Raw genomic sequence first — 21,887 nt, forward strand, 5'->3', positions numbered from 1 at the left:
GTCCCGTCCCACGCGCCTGCTGCAAAACATACTCGATAAAAGTCGCGGCAGCGCGCGTGTGATGCCGGTTCGGCATATAGAGCATGTACATGTGCGTGCCGAAGATGCTCAGGCGCCACTCGTCCAGCGCGGTCACCACGTCGCCGCGTTTCAGATCGTCCTGCACCACATAGTCGGGCACGAGTCCCACGCCCAGACCCGCGAGCACCGCCTGACGCAGGAACAAAAAGTTCTCGGAGATGATAGCCGGCTCCAGCAGCACCTCATGCCGCTCGTCGCGCAGATAGGCGGCGACGCGCAATTGCCGGCCAACCACGGCCGCTGTGATGAGCGGCGCAGTGCGCAGATCGTCCAGCTTCGCGGGCATACCGTGCGTTTGCGCAAACGCCGGCGACGCGCACGCGACATAGCTCACCGGCCCCATGTCGCGCGCGACCAGATTTTGGGGCGGCTCGGACATGACCCGCACCGCGATATCGACTTCGTCGCGCATCAGGTCCTCGACGCGGTTCTCGAACATCACGTCGAGCACGATGCCCGGATAAAGCCGCTTGAACGCGATCAGCCAGTCGGACATCACGAGCTGACCGTAGCCGCTCGGCACGCTGAGCCGCACGCGCCCCTGCAGGCTCTGCCCGAGCGTTGCGACCGACTCGCGCGCGGCGAGCAGCGCGTTCTGAATCGTGCGGCCATGTTCGTACAGCTGTAGCCCGATTTCAGTCGGCTCGACCCGGCGCGTGGTGCGTCTGACGAGTTGCAGCCCGATCGAGCGCTCCAGTTGATTCAGGTGATAACTCACGTTCGCGCGGCTCATTTTGAGCCGGCGCGCGGCTTCGCTGAGGTTGCCGGCATCGAGAATGTCCACCAGCAAGGTCAGGGCGTTGACGTCCATGGCGGCGCCTTTGTCAAAGATATTTTGACAGTCTGTCAACCGGGCATGTGATTGTCAATGAACCTTGACCGCTCCACAATCGGGACAATGCGCTAGACCCGGCATGCCTCGAATGCCTCGCTCACAGTCAGGAGACGACATCATGACCCTCGACCCTTCAGCCGACGCCGCCCTCGTTACGCACGAATTGCGCGGCAAGGTGCTGCTCGTGACCATCGACCACGCGCCGGTCAACGCGCTGTCTGCCGACGTGCGGCGCGGCCTGCTCGCCGCGATCGAAGCCGCCGACGCCGACGCGTCCATTGAAGCCGTGTTGATTGTCGGCGCGGGGCGCAACTTCATCGCCGGAGCGGATATTCGCGAGTTCGGCAAGCCGCCGGTGCCGCCGGCACTGCCGGACGTGTGCAACCGCATCGAAGCGTGCACGAAGCCGGTCGTCGCCGCGATTCATGGCGCGGCGCTCGGCGGCGGACTCGAAGTGGCGCTCGCCGCGCACTACCGGATCGCGGTGGACGGCGCGAAGCTCGGCCTGCCCGAAGTCCAGCTCGGCCTGCTGCCGGGCGCGGGCGGCACGCAGCGCACACCGCGCCTGATCGGCGCAGCCGCCGCGCTCGATCTGATCCTCAGCGGCCGGCATACCGACGCGAAGGAAGCGCTCGCCATGGGGCTCGTCGACCGGGTTGGCCGCAGCGGCGACATCCTCGCCGAAGGGCTCGCGTACACGCACGAACTACTGGCCGCACGCGCCTCGGTGCGCCGCACGCGCGACGCCGCCGCACTCGCCGATCGCGCCGCGAGCCTCGCCACCGTCGCCACGGCGCGCGCGGAAACCGCGAAGAAGTCGCGCGGCCTGTTCTCGCCGCTGAAGATCGTCGAGGCAGTCGAGGCCGCGATCGAACAGCCTTTCGACGACGGACTGCGGCTCGAACGCAAACTGTTCCTGCAATGTATCGACAGCCCGCAGCGCGCCGGCCTGATTCACGCATTCTTTGCCGAGCGCGAAGTGCTGAAGGCGCCCGAGACGCGCGACGCGAAAGCGCGCGCGCTCGATGCGATCGGCGTGGTGGGCGGCGGCACGATGGGCGCGGGCATCGCGGTCGCGGTGCTCGACGCCGGTCTGCCGGTGACGATGATCGAACGCGATGATGCGTCGCTCGCACGCGGTCGTGCGCACATCGAAAAAGTCTACGACGGCCTGATCGCCAGGGGCCGTCTGAGCGCGGAGAAGAAAGCCGACATCATGACCCGCTGGAGCGGCAGCACGTCATACGACGCCCTCGCCGCGGCCGACCTCGTGATCGAAGCCGTGTTTGAAGACCCCGCCGTGAAGCAGGCCGTATTTGCTGAACTCGACCGCGTGTGCAAAGCGGGCGCGGTGCTCGCGACCAACACGTCGTATCTCGACATCGACGCGCTCGCGGCCAGCATCTCGCGTCCCGCGGACGTCATCGGCCTGCACTTCTTCTCGCCCGCCAACATCATGAAGCTGCTGGAAGTGGTGGTGCCGAAGCCGGTCAGCGCCGACGTGGTCGCCACGGCGTTCGAGCTCGCGAAGAAGCTGCGCAAGACGCCGGTGCGCGCGGGGGTGTGCGATGGCTTCATCGGCAACCGCTTGCTCGCCGTGTATCGCAGCGCCGCCGACGCGATGATGGAAGACGGCGCGTCGCCGTATCAGATCGACGCCGCGGTGCGCGCGTTCGGCTTTCCGATGGGCCCGTTTCAGGTGGTCGACCTCGCGGGCGGCGACATCGGCTGGGCCACGCGCAAGCGGCGCGCGGCCACTCGCAACCCCGCCGCGCGCTACGTGCAGATCGCCGACCGCCTGTGCGAGCGCGGCTGGTTCGGTCAGAAGACCGGGCGTGGCTTTTATCTGTATTCCGAAGGATCGCGCAGCGGCACGCCCGATCCGGAAGTCGAAGCGATCATCGACGCCGAGCGCGTGCGCGCCGGCATCACGCCGCGCACCTTCTCCGACGAGGAGATCGTGCGCCGCTACATGGCCGCGATGATCAACGAAGGCGCCAACGTCGTACACGAAGGCATCGCGCTGCGGCCTCTGGATGTCGACGTGACCTTGCTGTACGGCTACGGTTTTCCGCGCTATCGCGGTGGTCCGATGAAATACGCGGACATGGTCGGCCTGCCGACAATTCTCGCCGACATCCGCGAGTTTGCTAAAGAAGACCCGCTGTTCTGGCGAGCATCACCGCTTCTGATCGACCTCGTGCAACGCGGCGCCGATTTCGCGAGCCTGAATCAGCCGGCCTGAGCCGGCCTGTCATTCGATGCCGGCGGGCCGATGCCATACTCGTCGCGCCGGCCCGCTCACTCTCTACGGAACAACCCACCATGGACCTGAACTTCACCCCTGAAGAAGAAGCTTTCCGCGCCGAAGTGCAGGCCTTCCTGCGCGACCGTCTTCCGCAACGCCTCGCCGACAAGGTGCACGGCGGGCGCCGCCTCACGCGCGACGACATGGCCGAATGGCACGCGATCCTGCATGCACAAGGCTGGCTGGCCAATCACTGGCCGAAGGAATACGGCGGCCCCGGCTGGAACGCAGTGCAGAAGTTCATCTTCGAAAACGAATGCGCGCTGGCCGGCGCGCCGCGCGTGGTGCCGTTCGGCGTCAATATGCTCGGACCGGTGCTGATCAGATACGGCAGCCTAGCGCAGAAGCAACACTGGCTGCCGCGCATTCTCGATGGCTCCGACTGGTGGTGCCAAGGCTACTCGGAGCCGGGCGCGGGCTCGGATCTCGCGTCGGTGAAGACCACGGCGGTACGCGGCACGGACGCGCAAGGCGAGCACTACATCGTCAACGGCCAAAAGACGTGGACCACGCTCGGCCATTACGCGACCATGATTTTTTGCCTCGTGCGCACAGCAACCGACGTGCGCAAACAGGAGGGCATCAGCTTCCTGCTGATCGACATGAACACGCCGGGCGTCGAAGTGCGCCCGATCATCACGCTCGACGGCGAGCACGAAGTCAACGAAGTGTTTTTCACCGACGTGCGCGTGCCCGTTTCAAACCTCGTCGGTGAAGAGAACAAGGGCTGGACTTACGCGAAGTATCTGCTCACCTACGAGCGCACGAATATCGCGGGCGTCGGCTTCTCGGTGGCCGCATTCAACCGGCTGCGCACGATTGCCGCGAAGCAGCTGCGCAACGGCAAACCTCTGGCGCGAGATCCCGCGTTCGCGGCGCGCATGGCGCGCGTCGAGATCGATCTGGAGAACATGAAGACCACCAACCTGCGCGTAATCGCGGCGGTGGCGGGCGGCGGCGTGCCCGGCGCCGAAAGTTCGATGCTGAAGATTCGCGGCACCGAGATCCGTCAGGAAATCTCGTCGCTCACGCGTCGCGCGATGGGCGCGTACGCACAGCCGTTCGTCGAGGAAGCGCTGCATGACGGGTTCGACGGCGTGCCGGTCGGCCCCGACGAAGCTGCGAGCGCCGCTTCGCTTTACTTCAACAATCGCAAGCTGTCGATTTTCGGCGGTTCGAATGAAATCCAGAAGAACATCATTTCCAAAATGATCCTGGGACTGTAAGAGGCGCACGTCATGAACTTCCAGCACACCGAAGACCGCCGCATGCTGGCGGATACGTTGAACCGTTTCGTCAGCGAACAATACGGCTTTGAGACGCGCGATCGGATCGCGCGCTCGGCGCAAGGTTTCAGCACGGCGCTGTGGGGCCGCTTTGCGGAACTCGGCATGATCGGCGCGCTGTTCGATGAAGCGAACGGCGGTTACGGCGGCGGCGGCTTCGACATCGCCGTCGTGTTCGAGAGCCTCGGCCGGGGCCTCGTGGTCGAGCCGTTTCTCGATACGCTGATCGTCGGCCGGGCCGTCGCGAAGAGCGGCAACGATGCGCAGAAAGGCTTGCTCGGCGAGTTGATCGACGGCTCGCGGATCGTCGCGCTGGCGCACGGCGAACCGGATTCTCACTACGAGTTGGCCCGTGTGACGACGCGCGCGCAGCGCGGCGGCGATGGCCCCGGCGCCTGGCGATTGAGCGGCGCAAAAGCCGTAGTGCAGCATGGCGAGCACGCTTCCGTGTTTCTCGTATCGGCACGCACGAGCGCTGCCGACGATGCGGAAGACGGCATCACGCTCTTTCTGGTGCCGCGCGACGCGGCAGGCGTCAGCGTGCGCGGCTATCGCAAGATCGATGGCGGGCGCGCGGCGGAAGTCATGTTCGACGACGTCACGCTCGGCGACGATGCGGTCCTCGGCGTGGCCGGTGAAGGCTTCGCGACGCTCGAATACGCGATCGGCTGCGGCGTGCTCGCGTTGTGCTCGGAAGCGGTCGGCGCAATGGATGTCGCGAAGGACCACACGCTCGACTACCTGCGCACGCGCAAGCAGTTCGGCGTGCCGATCGGCAGCTTCCAGGCGTTGCAGCATCGGATGGCCGATCTGTTGCTCGAAATTGAACAGGCGCGCTCGGCGGTGATCAATGCGGCCGCCGCACTTGATGGCGAGCGCCGGGTGCGTGAGCGTGCGCTATCGGCGGCGAAGTACAGCATCGGCTGGATCGGCGCGCTAGTCGCCGAGGAATGCATTCAGCTTCATGGCGGCATCGGTATGACGTGGGAACTGCCGCTCGCTCACTATGCGAAACGCCTTGTGATGATCGATCATCAGCTTGGGGATGAGGATCATCATCTTGAACGGTTTGTCGCGCTGGGGGCGGGGTGAGGGTCGTGTTCGTGTGAGGGATGCGTCAGGGGCCGCGGCATCCGCGGCTTTTTTCTAACGACGCATACAAAAGGCCTCACAAGCAGTGCTTGAGAGGCCTTGATTTCTTTGGTCGGGGCGAGAGGATTTGAACCTCGTCAAAGCCCCGCCAAATAAGGCTCTGGCGCTGCTACACAGACCCATGTGGATGCGGGTTGTGGGGCAATGCGCTAGCCTAACAGAGGTTCACTAGTAAGGCGATTCGTTATGGGCGCGAATCGCGTCGTCCTCGCGAAAATCCTGCCTGAAGACGCCTTTACAGGAATAGCAACGCAGCCACGCGTTGCCGCGTTCGGTTCGGTCCACCAATCCGGCGTCCCGGCACCGACCGTTTTAGCGATCCGCGTCACCTTGCGCACGCAGTGAATGGGCGCGCTCCTCGCTTTATGCCTGCCAGGAATGACTGTTATCGACGGCGCCTGCCTTCTTCGAAGAGACGCCGACCTTCATCATTTGCTCACCGTCAACCAACAGGAGCAACACGATGAGCACCTTTCAAACCTACACGATCGATAACGCACCGGCCGCATCGAAAGCCAGCCTCGAAGACACGAAGCGCGCCTTTGGCTTCGTCCCCAACCTGCAGGCTCATATGGCGGAATCGCCCGCTTTGCTGGCCGGTTACTCGGCACTTTGGGACCTGTTTTCGAAGAGCACGCTGACGCCGCACGAACAGCAGGTCGTCTACCTGACTTCGAACTTCGAGAACAACTGCCACTACTGCATGGCTGGTCACAGCACGCTGGCCAAGATGATCAAGATGGACGCAGGCGTGATCGCTGCGCTGCGCGCTGGCACGCCGCTGCCGGATGCAAAGCTCGAAGCGCTGCATCGCTTTACGACGCTCGTCGTGCGTGAACGGGGCTTCGTTCCGGACGCCGACGTCGACGCGTTCCTTGCCGCTGGCTACACCCGTCAGAACGTCCTCGAAGTGATTCTCGGCGTGGCGACCAAGGTGATGAGCAACTACACCAACCATATCGTCCACACCGAACTCGACGGCTTCATGGCCGGTAACGAGTGGGCCAAGCCGGTCGCGGTCGCTGCATAAGCCATCTTTGGGCGCTCTCGTGGCTCCCGTCTATTCTCATACCGATACTCACCGAGGCACTGCAATGTCGACGTTCGACCGTTACAACGACGCCTACTCCAACGCCAGACTGACACGCACGCCGGACGGCGTGCTCGAAGTCCGGTTCCATACCGACGGCGCGAAGCTCGTCTTCAACGGCCATACTCATGAACAGTTCACCGATATGTTCCACCAGATTGGCGAAGACCCGGATAACCGGGTGGTCATCCTGACCGGCAGTGGCGACGCGTTCATGGACGCGATGTCGCCGGAAGGTTTTGATTTCTTCACGCCGCGTGGATACGACAAGATCTTTCGGGAGGGGCGCAAGATCCTGATGAACATCCTGGACATCGAAGTGCCGATGATTGCAGCACTGAACGGTCCGGTACTGCTGCATTCCGAATACGTTCTGCTGTGCGACATCGTGGTGGCCACGCCCGAGACGGTGTTCCAGGACATGCCGCACGCCGCATTCGGCATCGCTCCCAACGATGGCGTTCATTTGCTCTGGCCGGAAATGATCGGCAGCATCCGCGGCCGGTACTTCGTGCTCACACAGCAAAGGCTCGATGCCGCCGAGGCGAAGTCGCTGGGTGTCGTCAATGAGATCGTTCCGGCGGATCAGCTGCTGGGTCGTGCGCATGCCATCGCGGCGACCATTGCGAAACAGCCACCGCTCACCACCAAATACACCCGCATCGGCCTGACTCAGCGGCTGCGTCGCGTGATCGACGAAGGCATTGGTTACGGTCTGGCGCTCGAAGGTATTACCGCTGCCGAAGTGGCGCACGTGGCCGCAGCGCAAAACGCGGCCTGAATTAACTGACTCTTCTATTCCATATTCCCTTTCTCAACGGAGAACACTCATGTCACTGCAGGATAAACTCGACGCATTCCGGGCCGACTTCAAAGCTGGCAAGCCGCCATTCAACGCACCGCCGGAAATTCACCCGGTGATGGAGCGCGCGACTGCCGAACTGATTGCAAGCGGGCAGGCTGGCCGCGCGATCAAGGCCGGCGATCGCGCGCCGCACTTCAACCTGAAAGATCAGGATGGCAACGCGGTCTCTTCCGCGGCGCTGCTCGTTAAAGGCCCGCTGGTGGTGACCTTCTATCGCGGCGTTTGGTGCCCATACTGCAATATCGAATTGCAGGCGATCAACGAAGTGCTGCCGCAGATTCAGGCCTACGGCGCGAACGTCGTGGCGATCTCGCCGCAGACGCCGGTCAATAGCCGAAAATCTGTGCGCACCAACGAACTCGGCTTCCCGGTGCTGAGCGACGTGAACGGTCAGACAGGTGCCGACTTCGGACTGCGCTTCGCGTTGCCCGACTACCTGGTCGACCTGTACAAGAATCTGAAGAACGATCTGCCGGCGTTCAACAACGACCCTAGCTGGACCTTGCCGATGCCGGCGCGCTACGTCATCGGACAGGATGGGATCGTGCTGTATTCCGAGGTCAATCCCGATTACACGCGCCGCCCCGATCCGTCGGACATGTTGCCTGTTCTGGAAAAGGCTACGGCGAAAGCCTGAGCTTCGCCGGTCACCATGCCGCGCCCGACAACCCGGTGCGGCTTTCCAATTTTCAGAGAACTTTCGATGACACAGCGTACATTCCTCGTCACCGGCGCGACCAAAGGCATCGGCCTCGCGCTGACGGAACGGTTAATCGCCGACGGCCATCATGTCGTCGGCCTCGCGCGCGACGCAAGCGATTTCCCAGGTGAACTGGTCCGCGTCGATCTGGCCGACCGCGCCGCAACGGGCGCGGTACTTGAAGATCTGGTCCGCCGTCATTCGTTTGACGGCGTGGTCAACAATGTTGCACTGGTGCGGCCGCAAGCTCTCGGTGAAGTCGTGCTCGACGATCTCGACGATGTCCTCGCGCTGAATCTTCATCCGGCGGTGCAGATCGTGCAGGCGCTGCTTGCCGGTATGCGGGCACGCGGCTGGGGGCGGATCGTCAACATTTCCAGCCTGACGATTCTCGGCATGACACAGCGCACGGCCTATGCCGCAGCCAAGGCGGCGCTCGTGAGTTTCGCGCGCTCATGGGCGCTGGAGTTGGCCGGCACGGGCATTACGGTCAATGCTGTCGCGCCCGGTCCGACTGAGACCGTGCTGTTTCGGGCGAACAATCCGCCGGGAAGCGACGGTGAGAAGCGCTATCTGTCCGCAGTACCTATGGGTCGCTTCGGCCAGCCTCACGAAATTGCCGCGACGATTGAATTTCTGCTTTCTGACGCGGCCGGTTTCATGACCGGTCAGACGCTTTACGTCGACGGCGGAGCGTCAATCGGCAAGCTCGCTTTCTGAGAGCGTGCCGCCGATGCCGATGCCGGTGCCGGCGCCGCTGCCAGCGGCACCGAGTATCTCTTCCACGAAAGCGACGAAAGCGCGCGCCTTCGCGCTCACCAGGCGTCCAGCCGGGAAAACCGCCCATAGGTCGATCGAGGGTAACTCCCAGTCGGTCAGTACTGATTGAACCGAACCGTCAGCGAGTTCGGGAGAAAACATCCATTCCGACGCGATCGCAAGGCCCAGGCCACCGAGTACCGTCGTACGCATCCCCTCGGCGGCACTCACGCTAACGCGCCCGGACACCACCACGGCCACTTCCTTGCCGTGCTGGCTGAATGCCCACGACTCACCGCCGCCCCGCAACGAATACACGATCACCTGATGCTGGCTGAGGTCCGCAGGCGTCTTCGGCACGCCCGCTTCGGCGAGATACGCGGGCGTACCGACAACCAGCCGCCGGCTTTGCGCAATACGTCGTGCGGTCATGGTCGAATCGTCGAGCGAACCCATACGCAGCGCCACGTCGACACCCTTTTCGAGCAGATCGATGGTGCGATCGTCCAGCACGATATCGATCTGCAGGTTAGGGTGCCGATCAAGAAACGTCCTGAGCGCCGGCAGGATATGCAGACGCGCGAAGGTCACCGCGGCACTGATGCGCAACACGCCGGATAGCCCGGTAGACGCATCGCGCGCGACATGCTCTGCAAGATCCACTTCTTCGATGGCGCGTCTCGCGTGCTCGTAGAACCGCTGACCGGCATCGGTTGGTGTCAGGCCGCGTGTGGAGCGCAGCAGCAGCCGCACGCCGAGGCGCTCCTCGAGTTGTGCGATCGACTTCGATACCGCCGGTTGCCCGAGTTTGAGCCGCTTGGCCGCCGCCGAGAACGAGCCCGCTTCCACCACACTGACATAGGTTTCCATTGCTGCCATCCGGTCCATGCTGATGCTTCTCCTTGACGGACGGTGAAGTCCATATCGTCGATGGGATGTTTTCAGGCGGGAGTCTATCGCGACAGAATCCAAATGATGAAATGGCGGCTGTCGGATCGGTCTTTGCCGTTCGGGTCGCAAGCTTGATCGGCGGAAACAAAACCGCCCCGCCGCACGTGATCCTGCGGCGGGCCGGTGACGATGATCGCTTCCGTTTCAGGTAACCGCGGCCGTGCGGTGGAATGCGTAGTCGGTGTAGCCGCGTGAATCGCCCCCATAGAACGTCGACCGGTCGTAATGGGCTAGCGGTGCGCCGACGTGCAATCGTTCGGGCAGATCCGGATTGGAGATGAACAGGCGCCCGAATGCGACGAGATCGGCGTCGCCTGCTTCGATGATTCGATGCGCGCTCTCGGCGGTAAAGCCGCCCGCCGCGATGATCGTACCTTTGAACACGCGTCGCAGGTCTTTCGCCGAAATCGCCGAGGCCGCAGCGTCGATGTCATCGTTGCCGCGCACGCGCGGCTCGACAACATGCAGATACGCCAGGCCATAACCATTTAAGCGACGCGCGACGTAGCTGAACGTGGCATGCGGATCGCTATCGGACATCGTGCCGTACGAACTGCCAGGCGAAAGACGAACTGCGATCTGACTGGCAGGCCATACCGAACCGATTGCATCGAGCACCTCGAACAGGAAGCGCGCGCGGTTCTCGAGCGAACCGCCGTATGCATCCGTACGGTGATTCGATCCATCCTGCAGAAACTGATCGGGCAGATAGCCATTGGCGGCATGCAACTCGACACCATCGAAACCAGCTTGTTTCGCAAGCGCCGCAGCGTGACGGAATTCTTCGATCACACCGGGAATCTCTTCGATTGCAAGAGCACGCGGGAGCACCTGTTCGACTTCGATAACCTGGCCGTTCTGGCCATGAATTGCCGAGTGTTCATAGGCGCGCACGGCAGAAGGCGCGACCGGCATCTCTCCGCCGATGTTGGCGGGGTGCGCCTGTCGTCCCGCATGCCACAGTTGCAGGAAAATACGCCCGCCTTTTGCGTGGACCGCGTCGGTGACGCGTCGCCAGCCGAACGCCTGTGCCTCCGTGTATAGACCCGGTGCGCCCACATAGGCGAAGCCGAGTGGAGACACCGAGGTCGCGTCGGAAATCAGCAAACCGCCCGACGACGCGCGCTGCGCGTAATAGTCGACCATCAGATCGCCGGGAACGTTGTGTGCGTTGGTGCGCATCCTTGTCAGCGGCGCCATGACGACGCGGTGACTGATTGCATAAGGACCGACGTGGGTCTGGGTAAAGAGTGAGTTCATTGCGCGTTACCTGAGAAAGAGGAGAGACACCTCAGGATCTTCAGGGCAAGCGCGAATCTGTAGAAGACAGCGCTGGGCGATAGCTGTCATTCCCGGGTGGAATAGTCGGTGAGTGGAAGCGTCGAGTTTAATCAGGCCATTCCTCGCAGGAATAGCGCTTATCGCTCCGGCCGGACTTCACTGGAGATCGAACGTCGCGCAAAGTTACTCGCACGCCAAACCGACATCTCTCTCAAAGGATCACACGCCATGTATCACGTTTATGCATTCGCTACGCCCAATTCCGTCAAGGTGCCCATCGCACTCGAAGAACTCGGCATCGACTACACGCTGCATGCAGTCAACGTTCGAAAGGGTGAGCAGAAGAGCGATGTATTTCTCGCATTGAATGCTAACGGAAAGGTCCCGGTGCTGACTACAGACGACCGCGAATTCACGTTGACCGAGTCTGCGGCCATCCTGCTTTATCTCGCCGAAAAGCATGGTCAGCTACTTTCGCAGGACCCCGTGCATCGCGCTCGGACATTTGAACAGCTGTTTGTGCATGCTTCGGGGCTGAGTCCCGCGTTCGGACAAGCCGGTTATTTCCTTAAATTTGCACCGGAGGTCATGCCGCATGCGATCGAACGATTCTCTGGCGAAGCGAACCGTCAGCTGAAACTGCTCGACGCTATCCTGAGCGCGCAGCCGTTCGTCGCGGGCGATGAATACTCCGTCGCGGATATCGCGCACTTTGGGTGGATCTGGAGGCGTGCCTTTGCGAATCTGACGCTGGACGACACACCCAATGTTCAACGCTGGTACGACGCGGTACTTGCGCGGCCGGCAGTAGCGAGGGCAATCGGGAAGCTCGAACTGCTAGCAAGCGAGAACAGTTGAGTGGACAGGTCGCCGCCCCACCTCATGGCTACGAGAGTGCAATAAGGCAGGATGCGAGCAGTGCGACGCGCGATATCTAGCAAGCGTATTGGCCGGCCGGGAAATGTGTGCCGGTCAACTGTTCGCTCACCGTCCATAAGTGAAGGGCCAGTTCCGGGTCGACCGCCCAGGAGCGCACGCCGCCTTTGTCGCTTTCAGACATTGCCAGAGGCGCGATATCGCAGTCCTCGCAATAAACTCCGCCCATGCCGTCGAGCTGATGGCTGACGGCGCACCACACGAGCGTTGCGGCACCCTGCTCTACGGTCTTGAAGCCGGCCTGCTCGGTCGATAGGAGATTACCCTCGGCGTCGGCCGCACCGACACGGCGATAGTCTTCGATATCCAGATGACGTGAGAGCGGCGTGAAGATCGAGCCGGGGTGGAGACTGAATGCGCGAATGTTCTCCGCTTTACCCAACCGGTCCACGCCGACGGCAAACAGCGCATTGGCCGTTTTCGACTGGCCGTATGCGATCCACTTGTCGTAGGGGCGGCGTTCGAAGTTGGGATCGTCGAAATCGACGGCAGACAAACGATGCCCCAGCGACGATACCGAGACCACGCGGGCTCCGTTTGCACGAAGCAAAGCAGGCCACAAACGGGCTGTCAACTGGAAATGGCCCAGATGGTTCGTCGAGAACTGCGATTCATAACCACGGCTATCGCGCCGTAGTGGCGCAGCCATGATTCCCGCACTGTTCAACAGCATATGCAGAGGTCTCCCTGACGCGAGAAAGCCTTCTGCGAATGCGTCGATAGACGCGGCGTCCATCAGGTCAAGCTCGGCAAGCTCGATCCGTTTAATGCCGCGTACAGCCGCTGCCGCTCGCGCGACATCGCGCGCGGGCACGACCACTGACGCCCCTGCACCTGCGAGAACCCGGGCAGCCTCGAGACCGAGGCCCGAATAGCCGCCAGTAATGACGGCTGTCATGCCTGACAGATCGTGTGCGCCGAGCACTGCTGCAGCCGTTGTCGTTGCGTTGAAACCCGTGCGAAGCGGTATCTGGTTACTGGTCATCTTGTGATCCCTTGTCAATTGCTGTTCGCCTGCTGGCCTAACCAGACCGCAGCCCTTTGACGTATTCTCAGAGATCGAACCCAGACGTGGAATACACTGGCATCCGGTTTTCTATCGCGATCGTCCAATTCGACATATGGATCCTTTATCTGACGTCCTCGCGCTTTCGAGTATGCGCGGTGCCCATTTCGCTGGCCTGAAGACCGGTGGTCAGTGGGCGATATCCTTTCCTCCACCGGAAGGCATGAAGTTCAACGCGATCGTGGAGGGTGCCTGTTTCCTTTCGGTCGACGGCGTCGCCGACCCTCTGCATCTGCGGGCCGGTGATTGCTTCCTGTTGACTCAACCCCTCCGATTTGCACTTGCCAGCGATCTCACCCTCGAACGGGCCGACGCAGCCGATGTGTTCCGGACCGCCACAGCAGGCGTGGCACGATACGGCGCCGATGAGGACGTGTTCCTGATCGGCGGCGCCTTCTCATTCACGGATGAAGTGAAGCGGTTACTCGAAATACTGCCGCCTGTCGTCGTTATCAATGGCACATCTGACTCGGCTTCGGTATTGCAATGGGCATTGCAACGCCTCGCTCATGAACTCACGTGTCCGATGTCAGGGTCGTCCCTGATGGCTCGAAACCTCGGGCATATGATGCTGATTCAAGTGCTTCGACTTCATGCCGCCACCGCCCGGGACAGCGCAGTCGGATGGTTGTTCGCGCTAACTGATTCACGAATCAATGCTGTCATTGAAGCGATTCATGCTGAGCCTGCATGTCGATGGACCGTGGCCGAACTGGCCGCGCTCGCAGTTGTCTCGCGTTCGACTTTTGCCTACCATTTCCGCAAGAAAGTCGGTCACAGTCCGCTCGACTACGTGACGCGTTGGCGCATACACCTCGCCTGCAGAGAGTTGCGCATGCGTGACGGAACGATATCTTCGATTGCGCAGACGCTCGGTTACGACTCGGACAGTGCGTTCAGTAGCGCCTTCAAACGGGTGATGACGTTCTCGCCAAAGGAATATCGTGCGCGACAGCGCGGACTGGCGGATGCGAATCCCTTTGACTGACGACAGGGCTGCCGGATCAACCAAATTTTCGCTTGAGTCGACGACCGCTGTTGCCAGAAGAGGAGACGTACGATAAAGATTCGCAACATTGACAGGAATGTCGGGTCATGGCCGCAGGACGTCTCATTGACTTGGCATGCAACCCCTGAACGTCGTCGGGTTGCGATCGGCCACACGCGACTCTTGTCAGCCACTCGACTCGGTTGAGTCGAATGGCCGGTGTTCGCGAACGAACCGTTATTGCGCATCGAGGCAGGCGGCCTTCTGCCCCCGTCCTCGCTTCCTTGCCGTGCATCGCATGCCGTCGAGCTACGTCAGGTGTACCCAGACATGAACAATTGACAATCACGGTCACGCTTGTCGGGGGTTACGTACTCGTATAGCCCCTCGTCGGTGAGCCATCCACCTTGGATCAGCAACTGGTCCGCGATCGGACATTCCACGCCTTGGAGTGCCGCCGAGTAACGGTCGTAGTCCTCGTTGTCGGTGTCTCCTCTTTTAAGAGCTCGTGCGAAATCGAGCCAATCATTTTGCAAATCGTTTTCAACGAGAAGCGAACCTCCGGCACGGATAATTTTTCTCCTGGCGGCCGTTGTCTCCGAGATCCAAACTTTCGCCGACGCCATGGATAGGGACTTCACTAGCCAGTCTTCGGGCGGCGAACGGTCTTTGCTGTCAACAACAAGCTGGACAAGGCGATCCCGCAGGGTCGAGAGGACTAGAGTGGGAGTCGTCCATCACATCAGAGCCATGAAAGGCGGCGTCACAAGAACCACATAGTCTTCACTGGCGGTCGACGTTCCGGGTACATAGTGGAAATCCTGGGATGCCGTTTTAGCCCGCTATTACCACTCTGATCCGCCTGGTCCATACACTTGGTGAGTGTTAGTCAAAAACAAGAAGCAAGACCGGAGGCAATCCCATGATTTCAGCTTGTTTCGCCAAGGGCAACCGGTCGCAATGGCCCGCCGCCCACGACGCACGCGTGCGGATAACGCAAGGATGAAGCAACGACACGCTCTCACCACCGTGTTTTCCGGCGCCCTTCGGATTTGTATGGTCGGCTTGGCCGTGGCGGTCGCGACGTCTGCACATGCGACAAGCGATGCGACGACTGACATCACCGCTGGACAGAACCGATTTACGACATGCGCGTCGTGCCACGGCACCGATGGACGGCAGCCTGCGAGTCCCCGCTACCCGAAGATCGGCGGCCAGAACGCCGCCTATGTAGACGCGGCGCTGAAAGCGTATCGGGACGGCCGGCGTACGGGCACTGAAGCGTCGCCCATGGCAGCGATGGCGAAGCCGCTACCTGCGGCTCAACACGCGTGTGATAGACGTCATTCGCGATTTCGCCCGTGCCGGCACTGCCACGGTGCGCAGTTGCTGAGCGCCGCTGGCGTCATCGCCGACAAGCGGATCTCCGCCTATCCCGCGTGCGCGCCCGAGGTTCGCCTCGCTCAAGCCGAGTATGTCGAGCTCGACTGGACCGAAGCAGTCACCGACGGTCAGTTCGTGACAGCTCCGCATGGCCGGCTCATAGCGAGTGGCTCAAACAATTCCTCGCACTGCTCGGTGCACGCATTTCCCTCTGATACGTGGAGACTACAGGCATGGCAAAACTGATTCACACAATGATCCGCGTGCGTGACCTGGAACGCTCGCTTGCATTCTATGAAAGTGCGTTCGGCCTGACGACCGGCCACCGGCTCGATTTCGACGATTTCTCGCTCGTATATCTGCGCAACACTGAGAGCGAAACCGAAATCGAGCTCACCTGGAACAAGGGGCGTCAAGAGCCCTACACGCACGGCGATGGCTATGGCCACGTCGCTGTCGTGGTGGACGACGCGGGCAAAGAGCGGGCTCGGCTGACTGCGCAGGGCCTGAGCCCGAACGATCTCCGCGAGTTTCACGCGGCGGATGGGAGTCTGCTCGCGCGATATTTCTTCATCCTCGATCCCGATGGTTACAAGATCGAAGTCCTCGAACGGCACGGTCACTACCAATAAGGCCGCCACATAACAGGCAACTCAGCTCGCCACGTGCGGGTTCGCGGTATCGCAGTACATGAGACGTCACCCCCAATTCAGCATGAGTAGACATGAAGGAGACGAAACAATGAAAACAGCGACGATTCCGCTCGCAAGCGGGTCTACGGAGCGTTCGATAGAGACCGTGCAACGCATCAAGCTGACTCGCCGCGAGTTGCTGAAGGGAACCGGTGTGCTGTTCGGCACCCTGGCCGTGTCCTCCGTTCTGGCAACGCTCGCGCCGAGCCGGGCATGGGCTCTCGAAATGACGGGCCTGGATGCGCATCAGGGACAGGTTCTGCTCGTTCTGGTCAAGCGTATCTATCCGCATCAGTCCCTGGACGACGCGGTCTACGCCCTCGTCATCAAAGATCTCGACAAGAAGGCGACCGCCGACGAGGGCCTGCGCTCCACGCTTGCCAAAGGCATCCAGCAACTCGATGCCCGCGCCGACGGCGACTGGTCCAAGCGAGCAATAGCGGAACAGAACAAGGACGTGGCCGCCCTTGCGGGCTCCCCGTTCTTCGAGGTGGTGCGTTCCACCGCGGTGGTATCGCTGTACAGCAATCCCCTTGCGTATGCCCACTTTGGCTACGGAGGAAGCGAGGGAGACGGTGGATATCTCCACAAGGGCTTCAATAACCTGTCCTGGTTGCCCGATCCGCCGGCGCCGCTGAGCGGCCCCATTCCGTCCGACAACTGATCCCAGGCAAAAAAAGGCAAATCATGGCAGAGACGCAAACGCAGTCAGGAGCGCAAAGCGCCAGGTTCTCGCTCAACGACGATCACGTCGTCGTGATTATCGGGTCGGGCGCCGGCGGCGGCACGCTCGCCAACGAGCTCGCCCAGAAAGGTATCGACGTCGTCGTGCTCGAGGCGGGCAAGCTGCACACTCAAGGAGACTTCATCGCAGATGAATGGGCATCATTCCAGCAACTCGCGTGGCTCGACAAGCGAACGACATCCGGAACATGGCGTGTCGCCAAGGACTTCCCGAGTCTACCCGCGTGGATCTGCAAGACGGTAGGCGGAACCTCCGTGCACTGGGCTGGCGCGAGTCTGCGTATCCAGCCACACGAGTTCAGGGCCCGCACGACCTATGGCGCGCTCGACAACGCACAACTGCTCGACTGGCCGCTCACTCGCGACGAACTCGACCCCTACTACGATCGCGCCGAGAAGAAAATGGGGGTCACTCGCACTAACGGTTTGCCGGGACTGCCCGGCAACAACAACTTCAAGGTGCTATACGCAGGCGCTACCAAGATCGGCTACAAGGAATGCAACACCGGTCGCATGGCGATCAATAGTGTCGCGCGCGATGACCGCACGCATTGCTTCCAGCGCGGTCTCTGCTTCCAGGGTTGCCGGTTTGGTGCCAAATGGTCCACGCTCTATACCGAACTGCCTCACGCGCAAGCTACCGGGCACATGGAGTTGCGCACCGAAGCGCACGTCGCACGCATCGAACACGATGCACACGGCCGGGTGAACGCCGTGCTCTACTACGACGCGGCAGGCAAGCTACAGCGGCAGAACGCGCGTATTGTCGCCGTGGCGGGCAACTCGATCGAGACGCCGCGGTTGCTATTGAATTCTCATTCCGGAAAATTCGCGAAGGGACTCGCGAACTCGTCGGATCAGGTGGGACGCAACTACATGCGTCACACGACGGGATCGGTCTACGCGTCATTCGACGAGAAGGTCGAAATGTTCAAAGGTACGACGATGGCCGGCATCGTCGAAGACGAAGCACGTCATGATCCGAAGCGGGGCTTTGTCGGCGGCTACCACCTCGAGACGATCTCGCTCGGCCTGCCGTTCTACGCGGCATTCCTCAATCCGGGCGCCTGGGGACCGGAGTTCACTCAAGCCATGGACCAGTACTCGCACACGGCCGGTCTTTGGATCGTCGGCGAAGACATGCCGCGCGCGACCAATCGCGTGACGTTGAACAGCACTCAGAAGGATCAGCACGGATTGCCGGTCGCCGACGTGCACTACGACGACCACCCGAATGACGAGGCCATGCGCGAGCACGCATTTAGGCAGAGCGAATCGCTGTACAAGGCAGTCGGCGCAACCAGGGTTCACCGCGTCCCACCGTACCCGTCGACACACAATCTGGGCACCGCCCGGATGAGCGCCCGACCGGAGGACGGTGTAGTCAATCGCCACGGTCAGGCACACGACATTCCGAACCTCTTCGTATCGGACGGGAGCCAATTCACAACGGGGGCCGCGGAAAACCCGACGCTCACAATCGTGACGCTTGCGATTCGCCAGGCGGACTACATCGCCGAGCAGATGCAAAAGCGGGCAATCTGAGCACGGACCGCCAGCTGGTTCGGGCGCGGACGGTGGACGCTGGAAGCTATTTGAGGGAAGATCCAGGCGTCACTGTCGTCCGCGTCGCTACCCTTAGTTCTTAACAGAGAGTCCAAGGAGGAACCATGTGTCAAGTATTGGTCAGCGCGGATCCGATGCTCTACGAATCGCGCACGCGATCGCTACGCATCCGCGGGGTCGTAACCACGGTGCGTATGGAGAATCTGTTTTGGGACGTGCTGCATGAGATTGCGCAGCGGGAGAAAATGACGACCAGCCAGTTCGCAGTCAAGCTCTATGAAGAGCTGCTTGACCTGCGCGGCGAGCCTCCAGCGAATTTCACGTCGTTTCTGAGGGTTTGTTGTCTGCGCTACCTGTCGCGCGACATTGTGCTCGAGGACACCGCAAGCCAGGACACGCACCGGACCTTTCGCCCGAAGATCGTACATGGTGTCTGAACGCGCATTGGTTCGCCTGCTACGTCGATTGTTGGGGTTCGACAGGTGCTGACCGATCCAGTTGCGACTCGATGTTCTGAGCGACTGCTAGCGGGCTTTTTGCTTGCCGGGGGGCGCCGATCATTATCGCAAGCAGCAACTATCCGTATAAGGACGCCGGCGCCTTGGGTTGCAATTGAGATCCGGCAAGGCTCCGCCTCGTCGCTGATTGATGCCGCGGGAACGGATCGGTCGACTGCGTCCTTTTGCGCCTCCCGGCTGCCAACTTCATCTCCAAAGCTCACCCGTACACCGTGACGGTCCTGTAACGGCGGCAAGCCGCTCCAAGCTTTAACCTTCGCCCCTAGCGTACGGGCCTCCGTTCCAGTTCCAGTAATCTGTAGATCTCCAACTTGCGATATAAGGTGCTGCGCGACACGCCCAACGAACGCGCTGCTTGTGCGAGATTGCCTTTCGCACCCTGTACCGCTTGCACGATCGCGGCGCGTTCGGTCTCCTCCAGACTGACCGAAGGTGCGTCGACCACGCTCACTACTTTGTCGGGAATCTCCGCTTCGTCAAGCATTTCTGGTAATTCGTTTAGCGCAACAGTGTCATCGTCGGACGTAAGCAAAAGATTTTCAACGACATTGCGCAACTCGCGAACGTTGCCCGGCCACGAATAAGCGCGCAGGACCGTCAGCACGTCGTCGGGGAACCGCCTGGTTTGAGTTCCATGCCGTTGTGCCAAGCTGCGATTGAAATGATCGACGAGTAACTCGACATCTCCTTCGCGTTCGCGCAGCGCAGGAATCCGTACCCGCGTGACGCTGACCCGGTAGTACAGATCACGTCGAAAGCGTCCACATTCGACTTCTTCGCGAAGGTTGCGGTTGGTCATCGCGACCAGTCGAACGTCGACTCGTGTGGGTTGGGTATCGCCCAACCGGTAAATGACGCCTTCTTCGAGAACGCGTAGGAGAACAGGCTGCAGTTCAAGCGGCAATTCGCCGATCTCATCGAGACATAAGGTGCCGTTGTGCGCCAGCTCGAAGCGCCCCGGGCGCCCTTCGGAGGTCGCGCCGGTATAGGCCCCGCGCACATGTCCGAACAGTTCGGAAGCAATCAGTTCTTTTGACGCCGCCCCGCAGTTGTATGCGACGAACGGACCGTTCGCGCCCTCTTCGCCATGAATAGCCCGCGCGAACAGTTCTTTGCCGACGCCGGTTTCTCCCTCGATCAGCACGGGCACACGCCGTCGCGCCAGTTGCTGACTGCGACCGACGGCGGTGCGCATCGCGACGCTACAGCCCAGAATTTGCGAGAAGCAGTTGCGCTGCGGGTCAGCTTCCGTGCGGATCGGCTCCTGATTCGCGACCCGGCGAGCCGTGCCATGGGTTGCCGATCGCGACGGCACGATCAGCATCGCCCCGATCGTGCCACCTTCGACGACTACCGGATTGAACCACTCCGGGCGCAATCCTCGCGGAAGCCGCGCCGCCCATTCCTCGACAGCACGATCTTCGTCCATCCCCGGAAAGCGCTCTCCCAGGCCGACCGGTAGCGCGACTCGCGCTGTCGTGTGAACCAGTCTGCCTCGCCGGTCGATGGCGATCAGGCCGGCAGCATCAGATGACGAAAGACGTTGAAGGCAAAACGCCAACAGACGCATATGATCCCGCGCCACCTGCTCGGCAAGCACCATTTCGATCTGCCGGGCCGCCGTGACCGCCAGAGTCAGATTGTTGATCTGATAGGTGGACGGCGGCCCCGATATGTCCAGCACACCAATGATATTAGACGTGCCAGGCTCGCAGATCGGCGCAGCCGCGCAACTCCAGGTCTTGATGCCTTCGCAGAAGTGTTCGGAACCGTGAATGTAGGTCGGTTGTCCGGTCGCGAGCGCCGTGCCGATGCCGTTTGTTCCAGCAGTCGATTCACGCCAATCCCCGCCGGTCGTCAGATGAATTTTTTCGCCGGCATCGAGCGTGTGCAGATCGCCCGCTACTTTGAGAATGACGCCGTCGGCGTTTGTCAGCAGCAGAATGGAATGCGACTCGGTGAATAGATCAGCGGTTGCTGAGAAGAGGCGATCGGAAGCGGAGATGAGTTCCCGATGCCTCCAACGCAATGCGCCGACGGCATCGCCATACACCGCAAAGGGCGCAGCGCCGGCAGTGGGATTGACGCCGGCTTGCAGGCTACGCTTCCAGGATGCAAGCAATGCCGAGGGCACCGCCGTTGTCATCTCGCCCGCGAGAAATCGTTCCCAGCCGAGCATCGTGTCATTGTCGGAGTGAGAGACATTCGCGAGCTCGACCTGAGTCCGCGCGATCACGCTGCGCATGACAGCAAAGTCATCGCGACCCGAGATACCAGAAAGGTGCCTCGCCACTTGTCTCCTCCGTATGGGAACGCGATTGGCTGACTCCAGACTTGTCGCTCAGCCTTCGCGGTTTGCCCTTGGATTCGCTGCGGGTGAGCCAGCATTGCCTGACCCTGCAATGCCGCAACAGCGCTTCATTAGTATAACTCCCCGTTCCTTATAGTTTGGCTGGGGAAAACACCTTGATCGGCGAATCAGTTACGCCGACGATGCGCTTACAGGGGACGCTAACTGCGCATGCACCCTGCTTGCCGCAGTCAAGTCCGGCGCGGCACGCCTACCTGTTTGAGCACCAGACCGTTGATGTGTTGCCATGCAGCAGACAGCTGCAAACCTGGTTCGCGTGGACCACGAGAATGATCGCCCCGGTCGCGCAAATCGCGCAGCCAGCCATCTTCCTCA

General features: G+C 61.4%; 19 protein-coding genes and 2 pseudogenes. 15 read left to right on the forward strand and 6 right to left on the reverse strand.

All coding sequences use genetic code 11. The features are described 5' to 3' along the window. A partial coding sequence (locus CIC12_RS02180; RefSeq protein ID WP_168661736.1) for a LysR family transcriptional regulator occupies positions 1 to 892 on the reverse strand: 892 nt, incomplete at its 3' end. Positions 893 to 1,034: 142 nt separating this feature from the next. Here CIC12_RS02180 and CIC12_RS02185 point away from each other — a divergent pair. The 7 genes from CIC12_RS02185 (at position 1,035) to CIC12_RS02215 (ending at position 9,037) form a co-directional block, all read left to right on the forward strand. After that, a complete protein-coding gene (locus CIC12_RS02185; protein ID WP_168661738.1) occupies positions 1,035 to 3,161 on the forward strand; it encodes a 3-hydroxyacyl-CoA dehydrogenase NAD-binding domain-containing protein in 2,127 nt (708 codons plus the stop codon). Positions 3,162 to 3,241: 80 nt separating this feature from the next. Beyond that, on the forward strand, positions 3,242 to 4,450 hold the full coding sequence (locus tag CIC12_RS02190; protein ID WP_168661740.1) for an acyl-CoA dehydrogenase family protein: 1,209 nt from the start codon (positions 3,242 to 3,244) through the stop codon (positions 4,448 to 4,450). A 12-nt stretch (positions 4,451 to 4,462) separates the two neighbouring features. Then, complete coding sequence (locus CIC12_RS02195) at positions 4,463 to 5,602, forward strand: acyl-CoA dehydrogenase family protein (RefSeq protein WP_168661742.1); 1,140 nt, start codon at positions 4,463 to 4,465, stop codon at positions 5,600 to 5,602. Positions 5,603 to 6,125: 523 nt separating this feature from the next. Next, entirely contained in the window at positions 6,126 to 6,692 is a 567-nt protein-coding gene (locus tag CIC12_RS02200) for a carboxymuconolactone decarboxylase family protein (RefSeq protein WP_168661744.1), read from the forward strand. Between the two features lie 64 nt (positions 6,693 to 6,756). After that, complete coding sequence (locus CIC12_RS02205) at positions 6,757 to 7,533, forward strand: enoyl-CoA hydratase/isomerase family protein (protein WP_168661746.1); 777 nt, start codon at positions 6,757 to 6,759, stop codon at positions 7,531 to 7,533. Between the two features lie 49 nt (positions 7,534 to 7,582). Further along, positions 7,583 to 8,254, forward strand: a complete 672-nt coding sequence (locus CIC12_RS02210; RefSeq protein ID WP_168661748.1) for a peroxiredoxin-like family protein — start codon at positions 7,583 to 7,585, stop codon at positions 8,252 to 8,254. A gap of 66 nt (positions 8,255 to 8,320) precedes the next feature. Beyond that, entirely contained in the window at positions 8,321 to 9,037 is a 717-nt protein-coding gene (locus CIC12_RS02215) for an SDR family oxidoreductase (RefSeq protein ID WP_168661750.1), read from the forward strand. Here the strand turns inward: CIC12_RS02215 and CIC12_RS02220 are convergent. Together CIC12_RS02220 and CIC12_RS02225 are read right to left on the reverse strand one after the other, a co-directional pair. Next, entirely contained in the window at positions 9,014 to 9,964 is a 951-nt protein-coding gene (locus CIC12_RS02220; protein ID WP_168661752.1) for a LysR family transcriptional regulator, read from the reverse strand. The genes CIC12_RS02215 and CIC12_RS02220 overlap by 24 nt on opposite strands. Before the next feature lie 207 nt (positions 9,965 to 10,171). After that, positions 10,172 to 11,287, reverse strand: coding sequence for an alkene reductase (locus CIC12_RS02225; protein WP_168661754.1), 1,116 nt, complete (start codon positions 11,285 to 11,287; stop codon positions 10,172 to 10,174). A 249-nt stretch (positions 11,288 to 11,536) separates the two neighbouring features. Between CIC12_RS02225 and CIC12_RS02230 the strand changes: the two genes are divergently transcribed. Beyond that, positions 11,537 to 12,166, forward strand: a complete 630-nt coding sequence (locus tag CIC12_RS02230) for a glutathione S-transferase family protein (protein ID WP_168661756.1) — start codon at positions 11,537 to 11,539, stop codon at positions 12,164 to 12,166. 76 nt (positions 12,167 to 12,242) lie between these two features. Here the strand turns inward: CIC12_RS02230 and CIC12_RS02235 are convergent, their stop codons facing one another. Further along, positions 12,243 to 13,229, reverse strand: coding sequence for an oxidoreductase (locus CIC12_RS02235; RefSeq protein WP_168661758.1), 987 nt, complete (start codon positions 13,227 to 13,229; stop codon positions 12,243 to 12,245). A gap of 136 nt (positions 13,230 to 13,365) precedes the next feature. Between CIC12_RS02235 and CIC12_RS02240 the strand changes: the two genes are divergently transcribed. After that, positions 13,366 to 14,298, forward strand: coding sequence for an AraC family transcriptional regulator (locus tag CIC12_RS02240; protein WP_168661760.1), 933 nt, complete (start codon positions 13,366 to 13,368; stop codon positions 14,296 to 14,298). Between the two features lie 314 nt (positions 14,299 to 14,612). On the opposite strand, the gene CIC12_RS02245 is transcribed toward CIC12_RS02240, so the two are convergent. Then, entirely contained in the window at positions 14,613 to 14,939 is a 327-nt protein-coding gene (locus CIC12_RS02245) for a hypothetical protein (RefSeq protein ID WP_238812316.1), read from the reverse strand. A 415-nt stretch (positions 14,940 to 15,354) separates the two neighbouring features. Between CIC12_RS02245 and CIC12_RS33745 the strand changes: the two are divergent. The 6 genes and pseudogenes from CIC12_RS33745 to CIC12_RS02275 form a co-directional block, all read left to right on the forward strand. Next, a pseudogene (locus tag CIC12_RS33745) lies at positions 15,355 to 15,543 on the forward strand (c-type cytochrome); the annotation flags it as partial. Positions 15,544 to 15,610: 67 nt separating this feature from the next. Beyond that, positions 15,611 to 15,896 (forward strand): annotated as a pseudogene (locus tag CIC12_RS02255) (DJ-1/PfpI family protein); the annotation flags it as partial. A gap of 18 nt (positions 15,897 to 15,914) precedes the next feature. Further along, positions 15,915 to 16,313 (forward strand): VOC family protein, encoded by a 399-nt coding sequence (locus tag CIC12_RS02260; protein ID WP_168661764.1) that lies wholly within the window; start codon positions 15,915 to 15,917, stop codon positions 16,311 to 16,313. Between the two features lie 109 nt (positions 16,314 to 16,422). Continuing rightward, positions 16,423 to 17,037 carry a twin-arginine translocation signal domain-containing protein gene (locus CIC12_RS02265; protein ID WP_168661766.1) on the forward strand — a complete coding sequence of 205 codons (615 nt, stop codon included), beginning with the start codon at positions 16,423 to 16,425 and terminating at the stop codon, positions 17,035 to 17,037. Between the two features lie 23 nt (positions 17,038 to 17,060). Further along, positions 17,061 to 18,662, forward strand: a complete 1,602-nt coding sequence (locus CIC12_RS02270; RefSeq protein WP_168661768.1) for a GMC family oxidoreductase — start codon at positions 17,061 to 17,063, stop codon at positions 18,660 to 18,662. A 125-nt stretch (positions 18,663 to 18,787) separates the two neighbouring features. Beyond that, positions 18,788 to 19,120, forward strand: coding sequence for a ribbon-helix-helix domain-containing protein (locus CIC12_RS02275; protein ID WP_168661770.1), 333 nt, complete (start codon positions 18,788 to 18,790; stop codon positions 19,118 to 19,120). Between the two features lie 343 nt (positions 19,121 to 19,463). Here CIC12_RS02275 and CIC12_RS02280 read toward each other — a convergent pair whose 3' ends face one another. Beyond that, the gene (locus CIC12_RS02280) at positions 19,464 to 21,494 is read right to left on the reverse strand and encodes a sigma-54-dependent Fis family transcriptional regulator (RefSeq protein WP_342030500.1); all 2,031 of its coding nucleotides are present in this window, start codon (positions 21,492 to 21,494) and stop codon (positions 19,464 to 19,466) included. Between the last annotated feature and the right edge of the window lie 393 nt (positions 21,495 to 21,887).

Source organism: Paraburkholderia sp. SG-MS1 (genome assembly GCF_012275575.1).
Taxonomy (GTDB): Bacteria; Pseudomonadota; Gammaproteobacteria; order Burkholderiales; family Burkholderiaceae; genus Paraburkholderia.

What these genes read in the sequence shown, in the direction of transcription:
- CIC12_RS02185 (WP_168661738.1), top strand. Translation starts at nt 1,035, where the DNA reads ATGACCCTCGACCCTTCAGCCGACGCCGCCCTCGTTACGCACGAATTG.
- CIC12_RS02190 (WP_168661740.1), top strand. Translation starts at nt 3,242, where the DNA reads ATGGACCTGAACTTCACCCCTGAAGAAGAAGCTTTCCGCGCCGAAGTG.
- CIC12_RS02195 (WP_168661742.1), top strand. Translation starts at nt 4,463, where the DNA reads ATGAACTTCCAGCACACCGAAGACCGCCGCATGCTGGCGGATACGTTG.
- CIC12_RS02200 (WP_168661744.1), top strand. Translation starts at nt 6,126, where the DNA reads ATGAGCACCTTTCAAACCTACACGATCGATAACGCACCGGCCGCATCG.
- CIC12_RS02205 (WP_168661746.1), top strand. Translation starts at nt 6,757, where the DNA reads ATGTCGACGTTCGACCGTTACAACGACGCCTACTCCAACGCCAGACTG.
- CIC12_RS02210 (WP_168661748.1), top strand. Translation starts at nt 7,583, where the DNA reads ATGTCACTGCAGGATAAACTCGACGCATTCCGGGCCGACTTCAAAGCT.
- CIC12_RS02215 (WP_168661750.1), top strand. Translation starts at nt 8,321, where the DNA reads ATGACACAGCGTACATTCCTCGTCACCGGCGCGACCAAAGGCATCGGC.
- CIC12_RS02220 (WP_168661752.1), bottom strand. Translation starts at nt 9,964, where the DNA reads ATGGACCGGATGGCAGCAATGGAAACCTATGTCAGTGTGGTGGAAGCG.
- CIC12_RS02225 (WP_168661754.1), bottom strand. Translation starts at nt 11,287, where the DNA reads ATGAACTCACTCTTTACCCAGACCCACGTCGGTCCTTATGCAATCAGT.
- CIC12_RS02230 (WP_168661756.1), top strand. Translation starts at nt 11,537, where the DNA reads ATGTATCACGTTTATGCATTCGCTACGCCCAATTCCGTCAAGGTGCCC.
- CIC12_RS02235 (WP_168661758.1), bottom strand. Translation starts at nt 13,229, where the DNA reads ATGACCAGTAACCAGATACCGCTTCGCACGGGTTTCAACGCAACGACA.
- CIC12_RS02240 (WP_168661760.1), top strand. Translation starts at nt 13,366, where the DNA reads ATGGATCCTTTATCTGACGTCCTCGCGCTTTCGAGTATGCGCGGTGCC.
- CIC12_RS02260 (WP_168661764.1), top strand. Translation starts at nt 15,915, where the DNA reads ATGGCAAAACTGATTCACACAATGATCCGCGTGCGTGACCTGGAACGC.
- CIC12_RS02265 (WP_168661766.1), top strand. Translation starts at nt 16,423, where the DNA reads ATGAAAACAGCGACGATTCCGCTCGCAAGCGGGTCTACGGAGCGTTCG.
- CIC12_RS02270 (WP_168661768.1), top strand. Translation starts at nt 17,061, where the DNA reads ATGGCAGAGACGCAAACGCAGTCAGGAGCGCAAAGCGCCAGGTTCTCG.
- CIC12_RS02275 (WP_168661770.1), top strand. Translation starts at nt 18,788, where the DNA reads ATGTGTCAAGTATTGGTCAGCGCGGATCCGATGCTCTACGAATCGCGC.